This window comes from Rhizobium tropici CIAT 899 (genome assembly GCF_000330885.1).
Classification (GTDB): Bacteria; Pseudomonadota; Alphaproteobacteria; order Rhizobiales; family Rhizobiaceae; genus Rhizobium; species Rhizobium tropici.
The window spans coordinates 849,722-874,239 of the sequence record NC_020062.1; the positions used below are offsets into that span (position 1 = coordinate 849,722).

Consider the following 24,518-nt stretch of genomic DNA (forward strand, 5'->3'; position numbering starts at 1 on the left):
AGGATACTATATCTTGTGTTCGAGGTTCTTCTGATTCGCAAGGATTGGAGGCTAAGATGGGAATCCGGTCGGCGAGCATGATGCTTGCCAAGCCGGAGCTGCCCCCGCAACTGTGAGCGGTGAGCATTCGTTTGATGACGTCACTGAGGCCTCGTGCTTTGGGAAGGCAAGACGAATGTTATGACCCGCGAGCCAGGAGACCTGCCTTGAGCATTGACGTCCACGGGCGGGGTGTCCGACTGGCGAGCGATGATCCAAGCGGCATGATGGTCGCCATCGCTTCCTCGAAGGTCCCGCTGATAACTTCGGGGTGAAGTGCATGTTCCTGAGTATCCATAGTCGCCCGCGCGAGTGACGGTCGCTTAAATGCGTCCGGCCACGAGCTAGGTTTGCCTCCGCTTTTCACCCGCCGAGCGGGCATCATCCGATGCCCGAGCGATTTTCCATGCCCATCCATACGAGGATATCTCATGAGCATTACCGTCTACAGCAAGCCCGCCTGCGTCCAGTGCACAGCCACGACCCGCGCCCTTGATCGCCAAGGCATCGACTACACCATCGTCGACGTATCGACCGACGCTGCCGCTTATGAACTGGTGCAAGGTCTCGGCTATCGCCAGGTTCCGGTTGTTGTCGCCGGCGAGCTGCATTGGGCCGGCTTCCGTCCCGACATGATCAGCACCCTCGCTTGAGGATCCGGGCGGTGGGCGAGATCGTCTATTTCTCCAGCCGGTCGGAAAATACCCATCGCTTCGTTGTCAAGCTCGCATTGCCGGCTGCTCGTATCCCGCTTTCCGTGGGGGACGAGTTTCGTGCGACCTCGCCCTACGTCCTGATCGTCCCGACCTATTGCGGCGACGGCGGCAAGGGGGCCGTGCCCAAGCAGGTGATCCGCTTCCTCAACGATGCGGGCAACCGTTCGAACATCCGCGGGGTCATCGCCGCGGGCAACAGCAACTTCGGCGCGACCTATGGGATCGCCGGCGACATTGTCTCTGCCAAATGCCAGGTACCGTATCTCTATCGGTTCGAACTTCTGGGCACGGATGAGGATGTCGCCAATGTCAGATACGGATTGGAACGATTTTGGACACGCTAAGCTCTTCTTTATCGCGGGATGCGGGCGAAAAACCGCTGAGCACTTTTTCTCATCCCGCGAATGACCGGCCAGCCAAGGCCGCGGAACCGGCCTTGGATTATCACGCACTGAACGCCATGCTGAACCTCTATGACGAGCACGGAAAAATCCAGCTCGACAGGGATCGCATGGCGGCCAAGCAGTACTTTCTCCAGCACGTCAACCAGAACACGGTCTTCTTCCATAACCTGAGGGAAAAGCTCGATTATCTGGTGACGGAAGGCTACTACGAGCAGGAGGTGCTGGATCAATATTCCTTCAATTTCGTGCGCGATCTCTTCGATCAGGCCTATGCGAAGAAATTCCGTTTTCCGACCTTCCTCGGCGCCTTCAAATACTACACCAGCTACACGCTGAAGACCTTCGATGGAAAGCGCTATCTCGAGCGTTATGAAGACCGCATCTGCATGGTAGCGCTGACGCTGGCGCAGGGCAGCGAGCAGATCGCGCGCGATCTGGTGGACGAGATCATCTCCGGCCGGTTCCAGCCGGCAACGCCGACCTTCCTCAATGCCGGCAAGAAGCAGCGCGGAGAGCTGGTCTCCTGCTTCCTGCTGCGTGTCGAAGACAATATGGAATCGATCGGCCGCGCCATTAACTCGGCTCTGCAGCTTTCGAAACGCGGCGGAGGCGTGGCGCTATCGCTCACCAACATCCGTGAGGCCGGTGCGCCGATCAAGCACATCGAGAACCAGTCGTCCGGCATCATTCCTGTCATGAAGCTGCTTGAGGACTCCTTCTCCTACGCCAACCAGCTTGGCGCGCGGCAGGGGGCGGGCGCCGTCTATCTGAACGCCCACCACCCGGACATCATGCGCTTCCTCGATACCAAGCGCGAAAATGCCGACGAGAAGATCCGCATCAAGACGCTGTCGCTCGGTGTCGTCATTCCCGACATCACCTTCGAGCTCGCGAAGAACAACGACGATATGTACCTGTTCTCGCCCTATGACGTGGAACGCGTCTATGGCGTGCCGTTTACCGAGATCTCGGTGACGGAAAAGTACCGCGAGATGGTGGCAGACAGCCGCATCCGCAAGAAGAAGATCAAGGCGCGCGACTTCTTCCAGGTCATCGCCGAAATCCAGTTCGAGAGCGGCTATCCCTACATCATGTTCGAGGACACGGTGAATCGTGCAAACCCCATCGCCGGCCGTATCACCATGAGCAATCTCTGCTCGGAAATCCTGCAGGTGAGCGAAGCCAGCGAATATGGCGACGACCTCTCCTACAAGCATATGGGCAAGGACATCTCCTGCAATCTCGGCTCGCTCAACATTGCTGCCGCCATGGACAGCCCCGATTTCGGCAAGACGATCGAAATGTCGATCCGCGCGCTGACGGCTGTCTCCGACATGAGCCACATCTCTTCCGTGCCTTCGATCGAGAAGGGCAATGACGAAAGCCATGCGATCGGCCTCGGCCAGATGAACCTGCACGGCTATCTCGCCCGCGAGCGCATCTTCTACGGTTCGGAAGAAGGCGTCGATTTTACCAATATCTACTTCTACACGGTGACCTACCACGCCATTCGCGCTTCGAACCTGCTTGCGGTCGAGCGAAGCCAGAGCTTCAAGGGTTTCGAGAATTCGAAATATGCCTCCGGCGAGTATTTCGACAAATATACCGAGCGGGAATGGAAGCCGGCGACCGAGCGTGTCGCGGAAATCTTTGAAAGAGCCGGCATCGCCATCCCGACGCAGGAGGATTGGCTCGAATTGAAGCAGGCCGTAATGGAAGGCGGTCTCTATAATCAGAACCTGCAGGCCGTGCCGCCGACGGGCTCGATCTCCTATATCAACCACTCGACCTCTTCGATCCACCCGATCGTCTCCAAGATCGAGATCCGCAAGGAAGGCAAGATCGGCCGCGTCTACTACCCGGCTGCCTTCATGACGAACGACAATCTCGATTACTACCAGGACGCCTACGAAATCGGTCCGGAAAAGATCATCGATACCTATGCGGCCGCGACCCAGCATGTCGACCAGGGCCTGTCGCTCACGCTGTTCTTCCGCGACACCGCGACCACGCGCGATATCAACAAGGCGCAGATCTATGCCTGGAAGAAGGGCATCAAGACCATCTACTACATCCGGCTTCGCCAGATGGCGCTCGAAGGCACGCAGGTTCAGGGCTGCGTTTCCTGCACGCTCTGAACCTTTGAGGGACGATGACAATGAACATGCAATTCAAGCCGGCAAGCCGCGTTCGCGCCATTAACTGGAACCGCATTGAAGACGATAAGGATCTCGAAGTCTGGAACCGCCTGACCGGTAATTTCTGGCTGCCGGAAAAGGTGCCGCTGTCGAATGACATCCAGTCCTGGGCCACGCTGAAGCCGGAGGAACAGCAGCTCACCATCCGCGTCTTCACCGGCCTCACGCTGCTCGACACGATCCAGAACGGCGTCGGCGCCGTAAAGCTGATGGCTGATGCCGTAACCCCGCACGAAGAAGCGGTGCTGTCGAATATCTCCTTCATGGAAGCGGTGCATGCGCGCTCCTATTCGTCGATCTTTTCGACGCTCTGCCTGACGCCGGATGTCGATGATGCCTATCGCTGGTCGGAGGAGAACGAATTCCTACAGAAGAAGTCTACGCTGATCATCGAGCAATATGCCTCCGGCGATCCCTTGAAGAAGAAAGTCGCGAGCGTCTTCCTTGAGAGCTTCCTGTTCTATTCCGGCTTCTATCTGCCGATGTTCTGGTCGAGCCGCGCCAAGCTCACCAACACAGCCGATATGATCCGCCTCATCATCCGCGACGAAGCCGTGCATGGCTATTACATCGGCTACAAATTTCAGCGCGGGCTTGAGCGGCTTTCGGACGGGCAACGCCAGGAGATCAAGGACTTTGCCTTCGATCTTCTGCTGGAGCTTTATGACAACGAGGCCAAATATACCGAAGCGCTCTATGACGGCGTCGGGCTATCAGAAGACGTCAAGAAGTTTCTGCATTACAACGCCAACAAGGCGCTGATGAACCTAGGCTACGAGGCGCTCTTCCCCGCTGAAGCCTGCAAGGTCAATCCCGCCATCCTCTCGGCGTTATCGCCGAATGCGGATGAGAACCACGACTTCTTTTCTGGCTCGGGCTCGTCCTATGTGATCGGCAAGGCGGTCGCCACAGAGGATGAGGATTGGAATTTCTGAGGATGGAGCTTGGCGCAGCTTAGGCAGTTCGAGCCAGTATTTTCGAAACCGCCTCAAGACGAAGCGGCGCTTGCGTTCGTATGAAACGCCAAATGACCGGCCCTAGCGGATAGGGTCGGTCATGGAGCCTACGGGCCTTGCCGGCCAGAGCAGGGATTATTTGTTGAGCGCATCCTTCAGCGCCTTTGCAGGCGTGAAGGTCAGCTTCTTCGATGCTGCAACCTTGATGGTTGCGCCCGTTCCGGGGTTGCGTGCTTCGCGCTCCGGCGTATCCTTGACCTTGAACTTGCCAAAACCCGGAATGGAGGTTTCGGCGCCGGAGGTCGCGGCTCCGGTGATGGCGGCAAAGACGGCTTCGACGATTGCCTTGCCCTGTGCCTTGGTCAGCTTGTGGTCAGCGGCAATCTTGTCTGCAATTTCATTGGTAGTGGTCATGAGGCTTCCCCCGCATTGATAACGGCGGAATCATTTCCATTGGAGATGCCAGTTGTCACGAGGAGTTCTGACATGAAAGGGCGAGAAAGCCTGCATTTCCACAGGTTCCGACGCATTGACGCCATTTTGGAGCCTTTCCGAGGATGATTTTCCAGGCGAAGACCTGATCATGCAGCCGATAGAGAGCGACAAACGGGTATCCGCAGAAGCGCGCGAATCTCCGGAAATGGACGAACCTTGGGGCAACGGCGCATCTTTTCACCATATGGACACCCGCTATGGCGGCGCGATCGGGGTGGCCTTTCGCTGGTTGGCTCTATAGAGGCTTGCTCACGATGGATGAATGGGACAAGCAATGGAACACGAGATCAAGATAGACAACCGCGGCGATTTCGGGCTGTGGGCAATCGAGGTCGCAAAGCAGATCATCAGCAATGAAGGCTTTGAACTGGCAAGAGCAGCACGGGACGGCACGGATGACGATGTCCGCGCGGCCGGCAACGCACTTGGCCAGGCGATCACCAACGCAATGATGGAAATCTATGATGGCCTGATCGATAAAGCTGATGAAGATTAGGATCGTCTTCGAAGATTGTGGGCAGTCATCCGTGTGCGGCCACCTTTCTTTGGGGTTGAAGTCCAAAAATTGCACCAACTTAAAATCGCAGCCTTACAATCACGAACAGGCATCCCCATATTAGGGCAAATTCGTCTTTCTGCCCTATGACAGGAGAGCCAATGTTCAGTGCAGTGCCGCGCTTTGCCAAGATCGCAGCTATCGTCGTCCTCGCCGCCGCGTCGTCCGTGGCGACCTTTGATGCCGCCGATGCGCGCCGGGCCGGATCCAGCGGCTTCGGAAGCCGTGGAACGCGCACCTTCGATACCCCGGCCATTACGAGGACAGCGCCCACGCAGGCCGCACCCATTGACCGGACGATGACGCAGCGGCCGCCGCAGCAGACGACGACCCAGCCGCCGCTTGGCGCGCCCCAGCGTCCTGGCCTTTTCGGTGGATTCGGCGGGTCGATGATCGGCGGCCTGATCGCCGGTGGCCTTCTCGGCATGCTGCTCGGCCATGGTTTCGGCGGTGGCATCGGCTTCCTCGGAATGCTGCTGCAGATCGGTCTGATCGTGCTGCTCATCAGCTTTGCGATGCGCTTCTTCGCAAACCGGCAGCGCACGCAATATGCGGCACCCGGATCTGGGTCGTCCTACAATATGAACCCGATGAACAATGCCAGCGCATCGCCGCGTCCTTCCTTCTCCATCCCGTCTATCGGCGGCGGAGCAGCGGCCGCCCAAAAGATGCGCCAAGCCAATGACGAAATCGGGCTGCAGCAGGCTGATCTCGATCGTTTCGAGCACCTTCTCACCGAAATCCAAACAGCCTATGGCACGGAGGATTATGCGGCGATACGTCGGCTGACCACGCCGGAGGCGATGTCTTATCTGGCCGAGGAGCTCGGTGAGAACGCTACCAATGGCGTGCGTAACAGCGTTTCCGATGTGCGCCTGTTGCAGGGTGATATCGCCGAGGCTTGGCGTGAGGAAGACACTGAATACGCAACGCTTGCAATGCGCTACTCGAGCATCGACGCGATGGTCGATCGCACGACCGGAAAGCTTGTGGATGGCGACGACCGCATTCCTTCCGAGACGACGGAACTCTGGACCTTCGTGCGCAAGCCGGGTTCGGACTGGAAGCTTTCGGCGATCCAGGGAACTGGCCAGCATTGATCTTGAACTGACTCCAGCTGGAGATTGCCCCGAGCGGAAGCCGGGGCAATCGGCTGATCCTGCGCAGGCATGAATGCTCCCAAGGCGGGCTCGGCTTTTATTTAAGCCTTATTTCGGTCGCGGCGCTGTCCGAAGGCCATTCGTTTTTTCAAAACGTTCCAGCGCCAATGTTAGAAGACTTTCAGGAGAGTGCTTTGGTGCTGCTCGAGCGTCTAGCGCACCGACTATGGAGCGGCTACGCGCACCATTGAGTGCTATAGTGCGGATGGGAGCAGCGCAGTAGCGCAAGAATCAAACCTTATGCTTGGAGGAGGCGAATGAGGGCAGTCCGTTTGGAAGCGATCGGCGATATGACCATGCGTATGGTCGAGAAGCCGAGCGCCGGGCCGGGAGAGATCATCGTCCGGGTTCTTGCCGCCGGCATCTGTGGGTCCGACCGGCACATGTACAAGGGCGAATATCCGACGGCGATCCCGGTGACCCTGGGTCACGAGTTCTGCGGCCTCGTGGAAGAGGTGGGTGAGGGTGTTTCGTCATTTGTAGGCGGAGAACTCGTCACGGTCGATCCGAATATTGCCTGCGGTACCTGCCCTGCCTGCCGGCGTGGGCGGCCGAATCTCTGCGCCAACCTCACGGCTATCGGCGTGACGCGGGATGGCGGCTTTGCCGACTATGTTGCGGTTCCCTGCAGCCAGGCTTTCACGCTGCCTCCGGATCTCGATCCCGTCCATGGCGCCTTCTGCGAGCCGCTGGCCTGCTGCATCCATGCCATCGACAAGGCACAAATCCGTCCGGGCGATAGCGTTGCCATATTGGGCGGCGGCGTGATCGGCCTGCTCATGGTCCAACTGGCCCGTTTGGCCGGCGCAGACCAGATCATCCTTGTCACGAGACAGCTGTCGCGGCGCGAGGCGGCGTTGCGCCTGGGAGCGACGCTGGCCCTCGACCCGACGGCGATCGATGCGGTTGCCGCCGTCAAGGACGCGACCCATGGCGGCGTTGACGTCGTCATAGAATGTGCCGGCGTTCCCGAAACGCTTCAGAGCGGCGTTCGGATGGCGCGGCGCGGCGGTGCTTTCGTGCTCTTCGGTGTAACGCCAGCAGGCCTCGAAGTGCCCGTTCTGCCATTCGATCTGCTCGTCAATGAGGTCGAGATCAGGCCGGCCTATCTCAATCCCTTTACCCACGCTCGCGCCGCCGCCATGGTGGCAGGCGGGATTCTGGAGCTGGATTCGCTTGTTACGAAGACGATCGGCCTTGAAGACGTCGCAGGTGTGGTTGGCAGCGCGCCGCTGGCCGGCGAAATCAAGGTCATAGTCCGGCCCTGAGCGCGCTCACATCCATGTGCGAACGGGACCGGTGGACTCGCGCTCGATCAAGGTAACAGACACTTTGACGAGATATCGTGGCGCGGTCGCCATCGGTGTGGCTGCTTCGATAAGGGTTTCCAATCGGCGGACGGCCTGACTCTTCGAACGAGTTCGGCAACGCAGGCGGGCGCTTCGATAAGCGCATCAACGTGCTCGTAGCCCATCATCAACCGCACTGGCATTTATAAGATTTTTATATCTTCCGCTTTTCCGCCGTCTCGAACCTTAATGCGGTTCGGTCGCATATTACATTCGGAAGATGCACCCCAAGTGATCTTTCTGGTCGGCAGGAAAAAAGAGGCGCCTGAGTAAAGGGCGCTCTCCATCGTTTCTGCATTCAACAATAACAATCAAGGAATCGCGATCGATGATGGACATTCTTCTTGTCGGGATCGGCGTTTTATTCTTCCTCCTTTGCGTCGCTTACACCAAGGCCTGCGACAGCCTCTAGTCGGAGAGACGGCAATGCTTCTCGATTACATTCTCGGTGGCGGCGTGACGATCTTTCTCACCGTCTACCTGGTCTACGCTCTCATTCGCCCCGAGCGCTTCTAATAGCGCTTCATAGGGAAAGTTACCTCCATGACCTTCAACGGATGGCTTCAGATCCTCATTTACATCGGGATCCTTCTCCTGCTCGTCAAACCGCTCGGCGGTTACATGACACGTGTCTTCACCGGCGAGCGCACCTTCCTCTCCTTCGTCCTCCGTCCTGTGGAACGGGGGCTTTATCGTTTGGCCGGCACGGATGAGCGCGAAGAGCAGCACTGGACAGCCTATTCGGTTTCCATGCTGTTGTTCAGCCTCGCCGGCTTTCTCGTTCTTTATGCGCTGCAGCGCCTGCAAGGCAGCCTGCCGTACAATCCGGCCGGCATGACCGCAGTTGGCCCGGAACTGTCCTTCAACACGGCAACCAGCTTCGTCACCAATACCAATTGGCAGAACTACGGCGGCGAAAGCACGATGTCCTACCTCGTGCAGATGGCCGGCCTGACAGTCCAGAACTTCGTTTCCGCGGCAACCGGCATCGCCATAGCCATTGCGCTGATCCGTGCTTTCGCACGTGCCTCGGGCAAGGCGATCGGCAACTTCTGGGTCGATATGGTCCGCGCGACGCTCTATGTCCTCTTGCCGATCTGCATCTTGCTGACAATTGCTTTCGTCTATCTCGGCGTGCCGCAGACGCTCGGTCCCTATGTCGATGCCACGACGCTCGAAGGCGCCAAGCAGACGATTGCCGTTGGTCCCGTCGCTTCGCAGCTCGCCATCAAGATGCTTGGCACGAATGGCGGCGGCTTCTTCAACGCCAACTCGGCGCATCCCTTCGAAAACCCCGATGCCATCTCCAACTTCATCCAGATGCTGGCGATCTTCGCCATCGGTGCTGCGCTGACGAACGTCTTCGGCCGCATGGTCGGCAGCCAGCGTCAGGGCTGGGCGATCCTGGCAGCAATGGGAACGCTCTTCATCGCTGGCGTCATCGTCACCTACTGGGCCGAAGCAGCCGGTAATCCGCTTGTTCATGCGCTCGGTATCCAGGGCGGCAATATGGAAGGCAAGGAAGTGCGCTTCGGGCTTGCCGCATCCTCGCTGTTCGCAGTCATTACCACGGCGGCATCCTGCGGCGCGGTCAATGGCATGTTGGGCAGCTTTACGGCTATCGGCGGCATGATCCCGCTCATCAACCTGCAGCTCGGCGAAGTCATCGTCGGCGGCGTCGGCGCCGGCTTCTACGGCATCCTGATGTTCGTCATCATTGCGATCTTCGTCGCCGGCCTGATGGTTGGGCGCACGCCGGAATATCTCGGCAAGAAGATCGAAGCGAAGGAAGTGAAGATGGCGATGCTCGCCGTACTTTGCCTCCCCTTCGGGATGCTGATCTTTACCGCAATCTCCGCGGTATTACCGTCAGCAGTCGCCGCTATCGGCAATTCCGGCCCGCATGGGTTCTCTGAAATCCTCTATGCCTACAGCTCTGCGGCAGCGAATAACGGCTCGGCCTTTGCCGGTCTGTCGGCCAACACCCCCTGGTACAACACCACGCTCGGTATCGTCATGCTGATCGGCCGCTTCCTGGTCATCGTTCCGGCCCTTGCGATTGCCGGTTCCCTGATCAGCAAGAAGACGGTTCCTGCCTCGGCCGGCACGTTCCCAACGGATGGCCCGCTCTTCGTCGGTTTGCTGGTTGGTACGATCCTGATTGTCGGTGGCCTGACCTTCTTCCCGGCACTGGCGCTCGGACCGATCGTCGAACATCTCGCGATGATCGCAGGCCAGACCTTCTAGGGATCACTGTCATGAGCCACCTGCTTTTGGCCAGGCTTAGAAAAGCTATCGACCCACGCCCCTTCGACAGGGGGCCTGGCCCGGCCGGAATAACCTGCGCTTCCGACGCCATTTTGCTGGCGATGGTTGCCCTGTTCCTCGGCCTTGTCGTCTTCGGATTTTTGATCGGCTGATCGGCTGCGTTCCGATCTGACGTTTTCCTCTTCACGCTGGAGCCTCTTATGAGCCAGTTAAAATCAGCGAGTATTCTGGATTCTCGCATTCTCGTTCCGGCCATCGGCGCTTCGTTCAAGAAGTTGAACCCGCGCACGCTCGCCAAGAACCCCGTCATGTTCGTGGTCGCCGTCGTTTCGATGCTGACGACCGTCCTCTTCCTGCGCGACCTCGTCACCGGCGGCGGCAATCTCGGCTTTTCGCTGCAGATCAATATCTGGCTGTGGTTCACCGTGCTATTTGCCAATTTCGCCGAAGCCGTTGCCGAGGGGCGCGGCAAGGCGCAGGCGGATTCGCTGCGCAAGTCGCGCACGGAAACCCAGGCGAAGCTGCTCGCCGGTAACAGCCGCACGGATTACAAGATGGTGCCTGGCACCAGCCTGAAGGTCGGTGACGTCGTTCTGGTGGAAGCCGGCGATATCATCCCGTCGGACGGCGAAGTCATCGAAGGCGTCGCCTCCGTCAATGAGGCTGCGATCACCGGTGAATCCGCGCCCGTCATCCGTGAATCGGGCGGCGACCGCTCGGCTGTGACCGGCGGTACGCAGGTTCTCTCGGATGAGATCCGCGTGCGCATCACGGCCGCTGCAGGCTCGACCTTCATCGACCGTATGATCGCGCTGGTCGAAGGTGCCGAACGGCAGAAGACGCCGAACGAAATCGCGCTCAATATCCTGCTGGCCGGCATGACGCTGATCTTCGTGCTTGCAACCGTCACTATCCCGAGCTTTGCCGCCTATGCCGGCGGTTCAATCCAGACGGTCGTGCTCGTTGCACTCTTCGTGACGCTGATCCCGACCACCATCGGCGCGTTGCTTTCGGCGATCGGTATTGCCGGTATGGACCGCCTGGTGCGCTTCAACGTGCTTGCCATGTCTGGTCGTGCCGTCGAAGCCGCCGGCGATGTCGACACGCTGCTCCTCGATAAGACCGGCACGATCACGCTCGGCAACCGTCAGGCAACCGCCTTCCGCCCGGTCCGGGGTATCAGCGAGCACGATCTCGCCGATGCCGCGCAGCTTGCCTCGCTGGCCGACGAGACGCCGGAGGGACGCTCGATCGTCGTGCTCGCCAAGGAGAAATATGCGATCCGTGGCCGAGACATGACCAGCCTGAAGGCGACCTTCGTTCCTTTTACCGCTCAGACCCGCATGAGTGGCGTCGATCTCGATGGCTCCTCGATCCGCAAGGGCGCGGTCGATGCTGTCGTCGCCTATGTCGAAGGTGCAGCCAATGGTGCGACGGAAGGTACAGCCGTTATCTCGCGCACATCCAGCGAAACGCTGCGCGAGCTACAGGTGATCGCCGATGAGATCGCCAAGGCCGGCGGTACGCCGCTCGCCGTTGCACGTGACGGTCGTCTTCTCGGGGTTATCCATCTCAAGGATATCGTCAAGGGCGGTATTCGCGAGCGTTTTGCGGAACTGCGCCGCATGGGCATCCGCACGGTCATGATCACCGGCGATAATCCGCTGACGGCCGCCGCGATTGCCGCCGAAGCCGGTGTCGACGACTTCCTCGCTCAGGCAACGCCTGAGATGAAGCTGGCACTGATGCGTCAGGAGCAGGCACAGGGCAAGCTGGTCGCCATGTGCGGCGACGGCACGAACGACGCGCCCGCACTCGCCCAGGCCGATGTCGGCGTGGCCATGAACACCGGCACGGTCGCCGCCCGCGAAGCCGGCAACATGGTCGATCTCGACAGTGACCCGACGAAGCTCATCGAGATCGTCGAGATTGGCAAGCAGCTGCTGATGACCCGCGGTGCGTTGACCACCTTCTCCATCGCCAACGATATCGCGAAGTACTTCGCCATCATCCCGGCGATGTTCATCGCCTTCTATCCGCAGCTGAAGATGCTTAATGTCATGGGGCTGGCAACGCCGCAGAGCGCCATCCTCTCGGCTATCATCTTTAACGCGCTCATCATCGTCGCGCTGATCCCGCTGTCATTGAAGGGTGTCCGCTACCGGCCGATCGGCGCCGGCGCGCTGCTCAGCCGCAACCTGCTGATCTACGGCCTCGGCGGCATCATCGTTCCCTTCATCGGCATCAAGGCCATCGACATGGCGATCACTGCCATCGGCCTCGCCTAAGGAGTTTCTCTCATGTTGAAACAAATCAGACCCGCGATCGTCATGATCGTCGCTACGACCGTTCTGACTGGCCTTGCCTATCCGCTTGCCATGACCGGTGTCGCCCAGGCGCTCTTTCCCCATCAGGCCAATGGCAGCCTGGTGGAGAAGGACGGCAAGGTGATCGGCTCCAGCCTTATCGGCCAGAATTTTACGGCGGATAAATATTTCCACGGTCGTCCCTCGGCCACGACCGGTGCCGATCCGAATGACCCGACCAAATCGGTCTCCGCACCCTATAATGCCGCCAATTCCGGCGGCTCCAATCTCGGTCCGACCAATTCGGCTCTGATGACACGTATCAAGGGCGATGCCGCAACGCTGCAGGCCCAGAATCCCAATACGCCGGTTCCGATCGATCTGGTCACGACATCGGGCAGCGGTCTCGATCCGGACATCTCGCCTCAAGATGCCTATTTCCAGATCCCGCGCGTTGCCAAAGCACGAAACATGGATGAGGCCAAGGTCAAGTCGCTCGTCGACGCTGCCATCGAGCCTCGAGAACTCGGCGTTCTCGGCGAGCCAGTGGTCAATGTGCTGGCATTGAACCAGGCGCTTGATGCTTCTATGACTCAATAAGTTGAAGAGGTTGAGACGGTTAACGCCGTCCCGACCTTAACTGGAAAGACGATCCGTGAATGGCAGACGACAGCCGCGATATGCTGAGCAGGCCTTCTCCCGATGCGCTTCTCGAAAAGGCGCGGGCAGAAACACGCGGACGGCTGAAGATATTCCTGGGAGCGGCACCAGGCGTCGGTAAGACCTATGAGATGCTGATGTCAGGCAGGGCGAAGATCGCCGACGGCGTCGATGTTGTGATCGGCGTGGTCGAGACCCATGGCCGCCGCGAGACACAGGCCCTGCTTGAAGGATTCGAGATCGTTCCGCGCGTCAATGTCGATTACAAGGGCAGGGCGCTTGAGGAAATGGATCTCGATGCCATCCTGAAGCGCCGCCCCGACCTGGTGCTTGTCGACGAACTTGCCCATACCAATGCTTATGGCAGCCGGCATCCCAAACGCTATCTCGATGTGAAGGAGCTTCTCGACCGTGGGATCGACGTCTATACGACGCTTAATATCCAGCATGTTGAAAGCCTGAATGACGTCGTCTCGCAGATTACCCGCATCCGGGTGCGCGAGACGGTGCCGGATTCGATCATCGATCTCGCCGACGATGTCGAAATCATCGATCTGACGCCTGATGATCTCATTAAGCGGCTACATGACGGCAAGGTCTATGTCTCAAAGACGGCTGAGCGGGCGCTGACTAATTATTTCACGCCCGGCAACCTGACGGCACTCCGCGAACTGGCGCTGCGGCGCACCGCCCAGCGCGTCGACGACCAGCTCCTGACCCATATGCAGGCGCACGCGATCCAGGGGCCGTGGGCTGCCGGCGAGCGTGTGCTCGTTTCCATCGATCATCACCCGCGCTCGGCGTCGTTGGTCCGCTACGCCGCCCGCATGGCTGCGCGCCTGCGGGCTCCCTGGGCGGCCGTCTATGTCGAAACCAACCGCTCGATCAGCTTGAGCGAGGCGCAGCGCGACACGATTGCCGCGACGCTCAGGCTCGCCGAGCAGCTCGGCGGTGAAGCTATCACGCTTCCGGGCCGCGAGGTGGCGGAGGAATTGCTTCGCCATTCGGCGAGCAACAATGTCACCCACATCGTCATCGGTTCGCCAAAAATCGGCTCCTGGCGCGATTGGTCGCGGCGTTCTGTGTCCTACGATCTCATCCGCAGGGCCGGGGACATCAGCGTCCATGTCATTTCCGGCAGCGAAGCGGATGGCGAGGCTGCAAGGCGGGGTGTCAAAGTGGCGCCTTCGCCGCCGCCTTTCCAGCTCCGTGGTTATGTCCTGGCAACGCTCTATGTCGCCATCGCGCTCGGTTTCTGCGTCATTCTCGATCAGGTGCTGGACGTACGCAACCTGGCGCTCGTCTTTCTGATGGCGGTTCTGGCCAGCGCGGTAACGCAGGGCCTGCGCCCGGCGCTCTATTCCTGTTTTCTCGGCGCTCTTGCCTTCAACTTCTTCTTCCTGCCGCCGCGCTACACACTGACGATCAGCGATCCGGAAAGCGTGCTTGCCTTCTTTTTCTTCCTCGGTGTCGCGGTGATCGCGAGTAACCTGACGGCAACGGTGCAGCGCCAGGCGGCGGCGGCGCGGCAACGGGCGCGAACCACCGAAGACCTTTATCTTTTCTCCAAGAAGCTTGCCGGCACGGGTACGCTGGACGATGTTCTCTGGGCAACCGCCTTTCAATTGGCGTCGATGCTGAAACTGCGGGTCGTGCTGCTCCTTCCCGAACTTGGCACGATTGCCGTCAAGGCGGGCTATCCGCCTGACGATACGCTTGACGATGCCGATATTGCGGCGGCGCGCTGGGCATGGGAGCACAATCACGCCGCCGGCCGCGGCGCCGATACCTTGCCGGGTGCCAAACGTCTTTACGTCCCCCTGCGCACCGGCCGCGCTGCCGTGGGCGTCATCGGCCTCGATAGCGACCGGCGCGACGGCCCGCTCTTGACGCCGGAGCAACAGCGGCTGCTCGATGCACTCGCCGATCAGGCGGCTCTTGCCATCGAGCGCGTACAACTGGTTGCCGATGTCGACCGGGCGAAGCTTGCCGTCGAGGCGGACCGGCTGCGCTCGGCGCTGCTGACCTCGATTTCGCATGATCTGAAGACGCCGCTTGCTGCCATCCTTGGTGCGGCCGGAACCTTGCGCGATTATCTGGAGACGCTGCCGAACGAGGACCGGGTGGATCTCCTGTCGACCGTCATCGACGAATCCGAGCGCCTCAACCGCTTCATCGCCAATCTTCTCGATATGACCAAGATCGAGTCCGGTGCGATGGAGCCGAATTATGCCTTGCATTATGCCGGCGACATTGTCGGCAGCGCGCTGCGGCGGGCGGAAAAAATCCTGGCGCAACACCGTGTTGACGTGAAGATGCCCGTCGATCTGCCGATGGTGAAGGTCGACCCGGTCCTGTTCGAGCAGGTGCTGTTCAATCTGCTCGACAATGCCGCCAAATATGCGCCGGAGGGATCGGCCATTCGGCTGGAGGCCTGGTCCGATATCGACAACATCGTCTTCCGCGTGATGGACGAGGGACCGGGTATTCCGCCCACCGACCTCGAGCGCGTCTTCGATATATTCTACCGCGTACGCAAGGGCGATCAGGTGCGCGCGGGAACCGGTCTTGGCCTGTCCATCTGCCGCGGTTTCATCGAGGCGATGGGTGGCACGATTGCCGCCGGTAACAGAACGGATCGGCAGGGAGCGGGCTTCACCATCCGTCTGCCGAAACCAACAGATGTCCTGAAGTTGGATGAATTGAAATGAACACTACCGCTGTCAAGATTCTCGTTGTCGATGATGAACCGCCGATCCGCAAATTGCTGCGCGTCGGTCTTGGCGCCCAGGGCTACGTCGTCAACGAGGCGCAGAGCGCCGCATCGGCTCGGGTATCGGTCGCCGAGGATCAACCCGATCTGATCGTGCTGGATCTCGGCTTGCCCGACAAATCCGGCCAGGACCTGCTTTTGGAATGGCGTGAGGATGGGGTGCAGATCCCGGTGGTCATTCTGTCGAGCCGCACCGATGAAGCTGGTATCGTCAAGGCGCTGGAGAGCGGCGCCGATGATTATGTGACCAAGCCTTTCGGCGTCAACGAGCTTGCCGCCCGCATCCGCGTAGCGCTGCGACATCGCCTGCAGCAGCAGGGCGAAAAGGCGATTTTCCAGACCGGCGGCCTTTCCATTGATCTCGTCAAGCGCATCGTCAAGGTCGATGGCAGGGAGATCAAGCTGTCGCCGAAGGAGTACGACATCCTGCGGGTGCTTGCCCAGCATGCCGGCAAGGTCCTGACGCATCAGTTTTTGCTGAAGCAGATCTGGGGGCCGGCGGCCGATGTGCAGTATCTGCGCGTCTATGTGCGCCAGCTCCGGCAGAAGATCGAAGAAATCCCGGATCAGCCACGCTATATCACCACCGAGACTGGCGTTGGCTATCGGCTGCGTGAGCCTGATTGAGGCGGCGCAGATTTCGAGCCCGTTATCGAGGCGATTTGGCCTCGGATTTGTGGCGATGAATACCATTTCAGAATTTATTGCCGGACCTTGAGTGCGACTATGGACCTTTCCACGATCATTCTTCCGGAACACGTCTTTGTCGGCGTCTCCACTCCGACGAAATGGCGCGCATTGCAGATGCTGTCGTCGAAGGCAGCCCATTGCTTTGGTCTGGACGAGGCAGTGGTCCTGCGGGCGCTGGAGACGCGCGAAAAATTGGGCACGACGGGGATCGGCAATGGCGTTGCGGTTCCGCATGCCGCCATCGCTGCCATGACGAGGCCTCGGGGACTGATGGTGCATTTTACACATCCCGTCGATTTCGATGCCATCGACGACGTGCCGACGGAATGGGCTTTCGTGCTGTTGTTCGGAGAGGGCGGTCGGAGCGACTATCTGAACGTGCTTGCCGCGATCGCGAGGCGTTTGCGCACGGAAGGCGTTCTGACGGCGATGCGGCAGACAAAGAGCGCTGATGAACTCTATTCCGTCTTCATGTCCGACACAATTTGCTGACGACGCACTCGTTGCGCGTCTGATGTCATTCAGGAATGTGATTTCACTTTTCTGGATTCTATGGGATGCTGTTCTCCACGGTTGCCGAAAACGGGAACTGTCTTCGTTACTTTATACGACCAAGTTGGTAGGGTTTAAGGACAAACGAAGGGGGTGTATTCATGCAGACGATAAAGCTTTCACGGCTTCTCGCCACAGCTGTTCTGATCGGCAGTTTCTCGATCGCGGCCGTCGCACCGACCTGGGCGGCGGACAAGACGCTTCTCAATGTTTCCTACGATCCGACCCGTGAACTCTATAAGGATTTCAACACGGCCTTTGCTGCCAACTGGAAGAAGGACACGGGTGAAACCATCAATATCAAGGCTTCGCATGGCGGTTCCGGCGCGCAGGCCCGCTCGGTCATCGACGGTCTTGATGCCGATGTCGTGACGCTGGCGCTTGAAGGCGATATCGATGCGATCGCCAAGGCGACGCACAAGATCCCCGCCGACTGGAAGACCAAGTTCCCGAACAATTCCGTTCCCTATACCTCCACCATCGTTTTCCTGGTGCGCAAGGGCAATCCCAAGGGCATTAAGGACTGGGGGGATCTGGTGAAGGACGGCGTCGAAGTCATCACGCCGAACCCGAAGACATCGGGCGGTGCCCGCTGGAACATTCTGGCGGCATGGGCCTGGGCCAAGCAGGCCAATGGCGGCGATGATGCCAAGGCGCAGGACTACGTCGGGCAGCTCCTCAAGCATGTGCCGGTCCTCGACACCGGTGCGCGCGGGGCGACGACGACCTTTGTGCAGCGTGGTCTTGGTGATGTTCTGCTCGCCTGGGAAAACGAAGCCTACCTCTCGCTCGACGAGCTCGGTCCCGATAAATTCGAGATCGTGACACCGTCCGTTTCGATCCGCGCCGATCCTCCGGTTGCCGTCGTCGATGGCAATGTCGACACGAAGGGCACGCGCAAGGTCGCGGAAGCATACCTGAAATACCTGTACTCGGATGAAGGTCAGAAGATCGCTGCGAAGCACTATTACCGGCCGATCAAGCCGGAAGCAGCCGATCCGAAGGATGTCGCTCGTTTCCCGTCCCTGAAGCTCGCAACTATTGACGACTTCGGCGGATGGTCTCAAGCTCAGCCGAAATTCTTCGCTGACGGGGGCGTCTTCGATCAGATCTATAAGCCGGGACAATAAGACTGAATGCATTCTATAACCCGCAAGCGGTGGCGGTTACGGCAGCCGAGCGTCATTCCAGGATTCGGATTGGCGCTCGGCGTTACCTTGGCTTGGCTCATCTTCATCGTTCTCATTCCGCTGTCGGGACTGCTGTGGAAGAGCAGCGCCCTCGGCTGGCAGAATTTCTGGGCCCTCGCGCTTGACGTGCGCACGCTCTATGCGCTGCGCATGAGCTTCGGCGGCGCCTTCATCGCTGCGCTCGTCAATGCCGTGCTCGGACTTATCCTGGCTTGGGTGCTGGTGCGTTACCGCTTTCCGGGCAAGCGCATCCTGGATGCCATGGTTGATCTGCCGTTCGCCCTGCCGACGGCAGTCGCCGGGATTGCCTTGACGACGCTCTATGCGCCGAATGGCTGGATCGGTCAGTTCCTGACGCCGCTCGGCATCAAGATCGCGTTCACCCCGGTGGGTATCGTCATCGCGCTGATTTTCGTCGGCTTACCGTTCGTGGTGCGCACTGCGCAGCCCGTCATGGAGGAGATCGACCGCGAGGTCGAGGAGGCGGCAGCGACCCTCGGCGCGTCGCGTTTCCAGACGATAACCCGCGTGCTCTTGCCAGGCCTTGCGCCCGCGGCGCTGACGGGCTTTGCATTGGCGTTTGCGCGCGCGGCCGGCGAATACGGATCGGTCATCTTCATCGCCGGCAACAAGCCCTATGTTTCCGAAATCGCACCGCTGCTCATCGTCATTCGCCTGGAGGAATACAATTATTCCGCGGCGACGGCGATTGCGACGTTGATGCTGTTTATTTCCTTCACCATGCTTTTGATCATCAACCTCATCCAGTCCTGGAGCAGAAGGAGGTATGGCTATGGCGCATGATCTTTCTGCACCAGTCGAAACGGGTCATTCCGTCATCACCGAAAGCCGCATCGCACGCATTATTTTCGTGCTGATTTCGTTGGTCTTCCTGACATTGATGGTCCTGCTGCCGCTCGCTGCCGTTTTCGTCGAGGCTTTCCGGAAAGGAATCGAAACCTTCTTCGGAGCCTTGGTCGACGAGGAGACCTTCGCGGCGATCCGGCTGACCCTGATCGTTGCCGGCATCAGCGTGCCCCTGAACCTCGTCTGCGGTGTTGCTGCCGCCTGGGCGATCGCCAAGTTCGAATTCAAGGGCAAAGCCTTTCTCACCACCCTGATAGATCTGCCCTTCTCGGTGTCGCCGGTCATATCGGGTCTGGTCTTCGTGCTGTTGTTCAATTCCAACAGCACACTCGGGCCCTGGCTGCAGAGCCACGGCATACAGATATTGTTTGCGGTTCCGGGCCTTGTACTGGCGACGATGTTTGTCACCTTTCCCTTCGTCGCGCGTGAGCTGATCCCGCTGATGCAGGAGCAGGGCAGCGCAGACGAGGAGGCCGCACTTTCGCTTGGGGCGAATGGCTGGCAGACCTTCTGGTATGTCACGCTGCCGAACATCAAATGGGGTCTGCTTTACGGGGTCCTGCTCTGCAATGCCCGCGCCATGGGCGAGTTCGGCGCCGTTTCGGTGGTTTCCGGCCACATTCGCGGCGAAACAAACACCATGCCGCTGCAGGTCGAGATTCTCTATAACGAATATAATTTCTCCGGGGCCTTTGCCGTTGCTACGCTCCTGGCTCTGCTTGCCCTCGTTACATTGATACTGAAGACGCTGCTGGAAATGCGCTATAGCGAAGAGATCGCAGCCAGCCGGCGTCACTGAAGGAATTCTTAATGGAAGTTCGCGTTCAAAACCTGCGTAAGGAATTCGGTCGCTTTCCCGCATTGCATGACGTGTCCCTGGATATCCGCTCGAGCGAACTGATCGCGCTTCTCGGACCGTCTGGCTCTGGCAAGACGACGCTGCTGCGCCTGATTGCCGGTTTGGAAACGCCCACGGAGGGCAAGATCTTCTTTGGCGAAGAGGATGCTTCGCTGAAGACCGTCCAACAGCGTAATATCGGCTTCGTGTTTCAGCATTATGCGCTGTTCAGGCACATGACGGTGCTCGACAATATCTCCTTCGGTCTGAAGGTTCGCTCGGCATCGCGGCGCCCGCCGCGCGATGAAATCCGCCGCCGTGCAACGGAGCTGCTAGAACTGGTGCAACTAAATGGCCTGGAGAAGCGCTATCCAACGCAGCTTTCAGGCGGCCAGCGCCAGCGTGTTGCGCTGGCGCGGGCCATGGCGGTGGAGCCGAATGTCTTGCTTCTCGACGAGCCCTTCGGGGCTCTCGATGCGCAGGTGCGCAAGGACCTGCGCAAATGGCTGCGTGAGATTCACGACCGCACCGGCCACACCACCGTTTTCGTGACCCATGACCAGGAAGAAGCACTGGAGCTCGCCGACCGGGTCGTCGTTCTCAATAAGGGCGCGATCGAACAGGTCGGCACGCCGGACGAGATCTACGACACGCCGAACTCGCCTTTCGTTTATGGCTTCATCGGTCAGTCCAATCGTCTCAAGGTGCGCATCACCAGCGGTGAGATCTGGTTCGATGACAAGCCGCTGGGGCTCAGCACGCCGCATGAGCCCGATGGCGAAGCCTATCTCTATTTCCGACCCCACGATATCGAGATCCGCGACGGCGATGGCGGCGCGATCGCGGGGCTGCTCGTTGCCAGCAGGCGCGTGGCAGGCACCCGCCATCTTGAGATCAACATCGGTGCCGAGCACGATCCTATCGAAATCGAACTGCCACCGAACAAGGCGGATGCATTGGACCGCAACCGCATCGCCTTCAGGCCGACGCGCTGGAAGCTCTTTCGCAACGGCGTCTGACGATCAGTCCTCGGGGTGAGCGGCAGAAGCGAAGCCGCCGCCCTGATAGACGATTGCGGGATCGTTCGGATCCTCAGCGGGTGTTCTCGACAGAATTTCGGCCCGCCACGGCGCTGCGCTATCGCGCGGCTTCCAGCCGAGGAAGGCTGCGTTGCCGTTGTCCCACCATTGCTCGTCATTGTCCGAGACACCGTAGACGATCGTGTGGCCGAGACGCGGGGCGTTGAAGGCGCAATCGCACAGCGAGACGAAATCCCTGATGCTGAACCAGGTGGCGAGCATGCGCGTATTGCGCGGCTCCGGGAAGCACGAACCAATACGTACCGAAAGCGTTTCCTGGCCGAACTTGTCGAAGTAAAGGCTTGCGACCGCCTCGCCGAATACTTTTGAGACGCCATAGAGCGAATCCGGCCGTGTCGGCACCTTGTTGTCGATCCGCTCGTCGCGACGGTAGAAGCCGATCGTGTGATTGGAGCTTGCAAAAACGATGCGCGGCTTGCCGGCGGCACGCGCTGCTTCATAAAGATTGTAGAGGCCGACGATATTGCCCTGCAGGATCAGATCGAATGGCTTCTCGACCGAAATGCCGCCGAGATGGATGATCCCGTCCACACCCTTGACCATTGCCTCGACGCCGCCACGGTCGGCGAGATCGCAAGCGACAAAACGCTCGTTCGGACGCAAGTCGCTTATCGGCGAGAGATCGGATAAAACGACATTCTCGGCAATTTGCGACAGAAGCGGCCTGATCGCCTGCCCGACGCCACCGGCGGCGCCAGTCAGCAACAAAGTCTTCAGCATGGATTGTCTCCCGGATCGGTCAATTGCGGGCAGCCTATAAGATGGTCCTTCGCCCGTCATCACATATATCGGTGGGATCAACATGAAGCATGTCGATAAAGTCTAGGCTGTCTGTGGATGTCGCTGCGCGTCGTTGTCGAACGTTTCGAGACTGACGACTGCCTTGATGGGCAGATGATCCGACGCCAGGCGCGCCAGCGGTGAATCATGCACCTCGACCGCGGAGATCATGCCGCGGCGATTTGCCATGATGCGATCGAGCGCCAGGAGCGGCAGCGTCGAGGGAAAGCTCGGAACGGCAGGGGGAAGCGGGCCGAAGGCGGCCTGGAAGGTATTGAGCGATGAGCGATCGCCCAGCCGCCATTCATTGAGATCGCCCAGCAGGATGGTCGGCATCTCGCTGCCGTCATTCATGAGGTCGACGATCAGGCGCGTCTGCTGCGCACGCGAGCGATGCAGCAGGCCGAGGTGCGCGGCGATGATCCTTAGGCTTCCGCCGCGCGCCAATTCCAGTTCGGCAATGAGTGCGCCGCGCGGCTCCAGCCCGGGCAGATTGATCTGATGGACATCGCGAACCGTGCCCTGCTTGAAAAGCACGACATTGCCATGCCAGCCATGAGCCTTGGTGACGCCGGTGATCGGCACCGGAATAAGCCCTGTTTCACGCTCGAGGCGGCGCAGATCAAGGATACCCGTGCGTTCCCCGAAACGGGTGTCCGCTTCCTGCAGACCGATGATATCGGCATCGATTTCATGAATGACGCGGCTGGTGCGTTCCGGATCGAAGCGGCGGTCGGCGCCGACGCATTTGTGGACATTGTAGGAGGCGATCAATGTGCCTTCCGGTCGGTCCACCTTGCCGCCAGCCGGCTTGGGGCGCGATTTCTTGCGGTTCTTCAGGCTTTCCAGAATGCTCGCACGGAGGCTTTCTTTCTTCTTTCGCATCTATCCGTCGACCGTTCCTTGATCAGACCATGTCGGGCACATGGGAAAGAGTATAAGAAGCGATCGTTGGCCTTGTCATGTAAAAAGGCTGCGACCAGGCCAGATTGTTCGGTCAAGCTAGCGTCAGAGATAGGGCGAACCGAGCCAAAGCACCTTTTCGACAAGTCTGACGATGAAGGGCCGCGCCCGAAGCTTTTCGAGATCGACCGGATGCGCCGTTTCGAGGATTGCGCCGATATGCGCATCGATCGTGCCGGCAAAGCCGCGATCGAGCACCTCGAGATCCACCTCGAAATTGAGCCTCAGCGAGCGCGGATCGAGATTGGAAGAGCCGACATAGGCCCAGATGCCGTCGACGGCCAAAAGCTTGGAATGGTTGAAAGCGCCTTTGGCGCGCCAGATGCGGCAATAATTCTTCAGCATCTGGTCGAATTGCGCCGTCATGGCACGGTCGACGAGTACGAGATTATTGGCTGTCGGCACGACGATATCGACCTCGACGCCGCGCCGGGCTGCTGTCACCAGTGCGCTGATCAATTCTCGATCCGGCAGGAAATAAGGTGACATGATGCGAATTGATTTATGCGCTACCGACAGCGCTCCAATCAGCATCTTATGATTGGTCTCGACGCTGCGATCCGGGCCGGAGGCGACGACCCGCATAAAGACTGGGGCACCCGGCTCGTTGGAAGGGGAGGCAATCCGCCATTCCGGAGTGCTTAGGACCTCGCCCGTGGTAAAGCGCCAGTCTTCGGCTGCCGTATTGAAGAGATCGGCGACTGCCGGGCCTGTGACGCAGAAATGCATGTCGCGGGCGCAGTGATCGCGAGCGAATTCGCGCGTAAAACCCTGGCGTATGTTCATGCCGCCGGTAAAGGCAATTCGCCCGTCGATGCTGAGGATCTTACGGTGGGTGCGCAGGTTGGCATAGGGCAACCGGAGGCCGATGATGACATTGCCGTTGAAGACGTCGACCGGAACGCCGCCCTGGCGCAGATAACCCATGATGCTCGGCACGGAATAGCGGGCGCCGACGGCGTCGATAAGTACGCGGACGCTGACGCCGCGTTTGGTCGCGGCAATCAGGGCATCGGCGATGCGAAGGCCGATCGGATCGCGATCGAAAATATAGGTTTCCATCAGGATGCTGCGTTCGGCGCCATCGATTGCGGCTTTCATCGCGGCATAGGCGACATCGCCGTTCGCCAGCATCTCGATCGTGTTTCCGGTGCTCATCGTGTAACGGACGACACGGTCGCCGAGCGTCTTCATCGAGCCGAAACGTTCGCCGAAGAGCCGCCGCACCTCGCCGCCATCGGCGTCGAAGCTGGAGAGCTCGCCATTCGCATCCTTGCGAAAAAGCGCATCTCGCTGCGAGCTGAGGGAGGCCCGGCGGATGCGATTGATGCCGGCGACAGCATAGAGGACGGCACCAATGATGGGGGACAAGATGATGACGCCGACCCAGCCGATCGCGGCGCGGACATCCTCTTTGGTCATGGCTGCATGAATTGCAGCAGCGGCCCCCATAGCGATGGAAAGGACGGCGAGAATTTGGCCCCAATGGGCGGCCACGAGGTCGATCATAATGCAAGTATATCCTTGCGCGCAAAAGCTGCAATGAGCCGGCTTGCGGTCATCAGAAGGCTATCGGTGCGAAAATTCATCCTATTAGATAATTTTAATTGAACCCCGTTGTCACCGCCTTCATAGTTAGGGTGCTTCGGCTGCTTCGC

The 24,518-nt window shown here is 59.5% G+C and carries 23 protein-coding genes and 1 riboswitch; of the genes, 19 read left to right on the plus strand and 4 right to left on the minus strand.

The features are described from left to right. The first annotated feature begins 5 nt into the window (after positions 1-5). Positions 6-223: riboswitch (cobalamin riboswitch) on the plus strand. A gap of 247 nt (positions 224-470) precedes the next feature. From nrdH to nrdF, 4 genes are all read left to right on the plus strand, one after another. Further along, a complete protein-coding gene (nrdH, locus tag RTCIAT899_RS26065; RefSeq protein WP_015342817.1) occupies positions 471-692 on the plus strand; it encodes a glutaredoxin-like protein NrdH in 222 nt (73 codons plus the stop codon). An 11-nt stretch (positions 693-703) separates the two neighbouring features. After that, positions 704-1,099 (plus strand): class Ib ribonucleoside-diphosphate reductase assembly flavoprotein NrdI, encoded by a 396-nt coding sequence (nrdI, locus tag RTCIAT899_RS26070; protein WP_015342818.1) that lies wholly within the window; start codon positions 704-706, stop codon positions 1,097-1,099. Positions 1,100-1,215: 116 nt separating this feature from the next. Then, positions 1,216-3,297 (plus strand): class 1b ribonucleoside-diphosphate reductase subunit alpha, encoded by a 2,082-nt coding sequence (nrdE, locus tag RTCIAT899_RS26075; RefSeq protein WP_425281489.1) that lies wholly within the window; start codon positions 1,216-1,218, stop codon positions 3,295-3,297. A 20-nt stretch (positions 3,298-3,317) separates the two neighbouring features. Continuing rightward, entirely contained in the window at positions 3,318-4,292 is a 975-nt protein-coding gene (gene nrdF, locus RTCIAT899_RS26080) for a class 1b ribonucleoside-diphosphate reductase subunit beta (RefSeq protein ID WP_015342820.1), read from the plus strand. A gap of 156 nt (positions 4,293-4,448) precedes the next feature. Here the strand turns inward: nrdF and RTCIAT899_RS26085 are convergent, their stop codons facing one another. Further along, positions 4,449-4,727 (minus strand): HU family DNA-binding protein, encoded by a 279-nt coding sequence (locus RTCIAT899_RS26085; protein WP_015342821.1) that lies wholly within the window; start codon positions 4,725-4,727, stop codon positions 4,449-4,451. Between the two features lie 355 nt (positions 4,728-5,082). Between RTCIAT899_RS26085 and RTCIAT899_RS26095 the strand changes: the two genes are divergently transcribed. The 15 genes from RTCIAT899_RS26095 to RTCIAT899_RS26160 all read left to right on the plus strand — a co-directional run bounded on the left by RTCIAT899_RS26095 (position 5,083) and on the right by RTCIAT899_RS26160 (position 21,036). Then, the gene (locus RTCIAT899_RS26095) at positions 5,083-5,304 is read left to right on the plus strand and encodes a hypothetical protein (protein ID WP_015342823.1); all 222 of its coding nucleotides are present in this window, start codon (positions 5,083-5,085) and stop codon (positions 5,302-5,304) included. 161 nt (positions 5,305-5,465) lie between these two features. After that, positions 5,466-6,464, plus strand: a complete 999-nt coding sequence (locus RTCIAT899_RS26100) for a Tim44 domain-containing protein (RefSeq protein ID WP_015342824.1) — start codon at positions 5,466-5,468, stop codon at positions 6,462-6,464. Positions 6,465-6,781: 317 nt separating this feature from the next. Then, on the plus strand, positions 6,782-7,792 hold the full coding sequence (locus RTCIAT899_RS26105) for a zinc-dependent alcohol dehydrogenase family protein (protein ID WP_015342825.1): 1,011 nt from the start codon (positions 6,782-6,784) through the stop codon (positions 7,790-7,792). A gap of 507 nt (positions 7,793-8,299) precedes the next feature. After that, a complete protein-coding gene (gene kdpF, locus RTCIAT899_RS26110; RefSeq protein WP_041678183.1) occupies positions 8,300-8,389 on the plus strand; it encodes a K(+)-transporting ATPase subunit F in 90 nt (29 codons plus the stop codon). A 27-nt stretch (positions 8,390-8,416) separates the two neighbouring features. After that, positions 8,417-10,120 (plus strand): potassium-transporting ATPase subunit KdpA, encoded by a 1,704-nt coding sequence (gene kdpA / locus RTCIAT899_RS26115; protein WP_015342828.1) that lies wholly within the window; start codon positions 8,417-8,419, stop codon positions 10,118-10,120. Positions 10,121-10,131: 11 nt separating this feature from the next. After that, entirely contained in the window at positions 10,132-10,293 is a 162-nt protein-coding gene (locus tag RTCIAT899_RS33585; RefSeq protein ID WP_154660810.1) for a hypothetical protein, read from the plus strand. A gap of 48 nt (positions 10,294-10,341) precedes the next feature. After that, positions 10,342-12,429 carry a potassium-transporting ATPase subunit KdpB gene (kdpB, locus tag RTCIAT899_RS26120; protein ID WP_015342829.1) on the plus strand — a complete coding sequence of 696 codons (2,088 nt, stop codon included), beginning with the start codon at positions 10,342-10,344 and terminating at the stop codon, positions 12,427-12,429. A 12-nt stretch (positions 12,430-12,441) separates the two neighbouring features. Further along, entirely contained in the window at positions 12,442-13,047 is a 606-nt protein-coding gene (locus RTCIAT899_RS26125; protein WP_015342830.1) for a K(+)-transporting ATPase subunit C, read from the plus strand. A 59-nt stretch (positions 13,048-13,106) separates the two neighbouring features. Beyond that, positions 13,107-15,818, plus strand: coding sequence for a sensor histidine kinase (locus RTCIAT899_RS26130; protein ID WP_015342831.1), 2,712 nt, complete (start codon positions 13,107-13,109; stop codon positions 15,816-15,818). Then, entirely contained in the window at positions 15,815-16,507 is a 693-nt protein-coding gene (locus RTCIAT899_RS26135) for a response regulator transcription factor (protein WP_015342832.1), read from the plus strand. Before RTCIAT899_RS26130 ends, RTCIAT899_RS26135 begins: the two co-directional genes overlap by 4 nt. A gap of 99 nt (positions 16,508-16,606) precedes the next feature. Next, positions 16,607-17,062 (plus strand): PTS sugar transporter subunit IIA, encoded by a 456-nt coding sequence (locus RTCIAT899_RS26140; RefSeq protein WP_015342833.1) that lies wholly within the window; start codon positions 16,607-16,609, stop codon positions 17,060-17,062. A gap of 161 nt (positions 17,063-17,223) precedes the next feature. Continuing rightward, on the plus strand, positions 17,224-18,252 hold the full coding sequence (locus tag RTCIAT899_RS26145) for a sulfate ABC transporter substrate-binding protein (protein WP_015342834.1): 1,029 nt from the start codon (positions 17,224-17,226) through the stop codon (positions 18,250-18,252). A gap of 6 nt (positions 18,253-18,258) precedes the next feature. Continuing rightward, positions 18,259-19,116: a sulfate ABC transporter permease subunit CysT gene (cysT, locus tag RTCIAT899_RS26150; RefSeq protein ID WP_015342835.1), complete on the plus strand. Its 858-nt coding sequence runs from the start codon at positions 18,259-18,261 to the stop codon at positions 19,114-19,116. Beyond that, the gene (gene cysW, locus RTCIAT899_RS26155; RefSeq protein WP_015342836.1) at positions 19,106-19,978 is read left to right on the plus strand and encodes a sulfate ABC transporter permease subunit CysW; all 873 of its coding nucleotides are present in this window, start codon (positions 19,106-19,108) and stop codon (positions 19,976-19,978) included. Before cysT ends, cysW begins: the two co-directional genes overlap by 11 nt. 11 nt (positions 19,979-19,989) lie before the next feature. Further along, complete coding sequence (locus tag RTCIAT899_RS26160; RefSeq protein ID WP_015342837.1) at positions 19,990-21,036, plus strand: sulfate/molybdate ABC transporter ATP-binding protein; 1,047 nt, start codon at positions 19,990-19,992, stop codon at positions 21,034-21,036. 3 nt (positions 21,037-21,039) lie between these two features. Here RTCIAT899_RS26160 and RTCIAT899_RS26165 read toward each other — a convergent pair whose 3' ends face one another. The 3 genes from RTCIAT899_RS26165 to RTCIAT899_RS26175 form a co-directional block, all read right to left on the minus strand. Then, positions 21,040-21,837, minus strand: coding sequence for an NAD-dependent epimerase/dehydratase family protein (locus tag RTCIAT899_RS26165; protein ID WP_015342838.1), 798 nt, complete (start codon positions 21,835-21,837; stop codon positions 21,040-21,042). A 102-nt stretch (positions 21,838-21,939) separates the two neighbouring features. After that, positions 21,940-22,782 carry an endonuclease/exonuclease/phosphatase family protein gene (locus tag RTCIAT899_RS26170; protein ID WP_015342839.1) on the minus strand — a complete coding sequence of 281 codons (843 nt, stop codon included), beginning with the start codon at positions 22,780-22,782 and terminating at the stop codon, positions 21,940-21,942. A gap of 123 nt (positions 22,783-22,905) precedes the next feature. Beyond that, positions 22,906-24,369 (minus strand): phospholipase D-like domain-containing protein, encoded by a 1,464-nt coding sequence (locus RTCIAT899_RS26175; RefSeq protein ID WP_015342840.1) that lies wholly within the window; start codon positions 24,367-24,369, stop codon positions 22,906-22,908. Between the last annotated feature and the right edge of the window lie 149 nt (positions 24,370-24,518).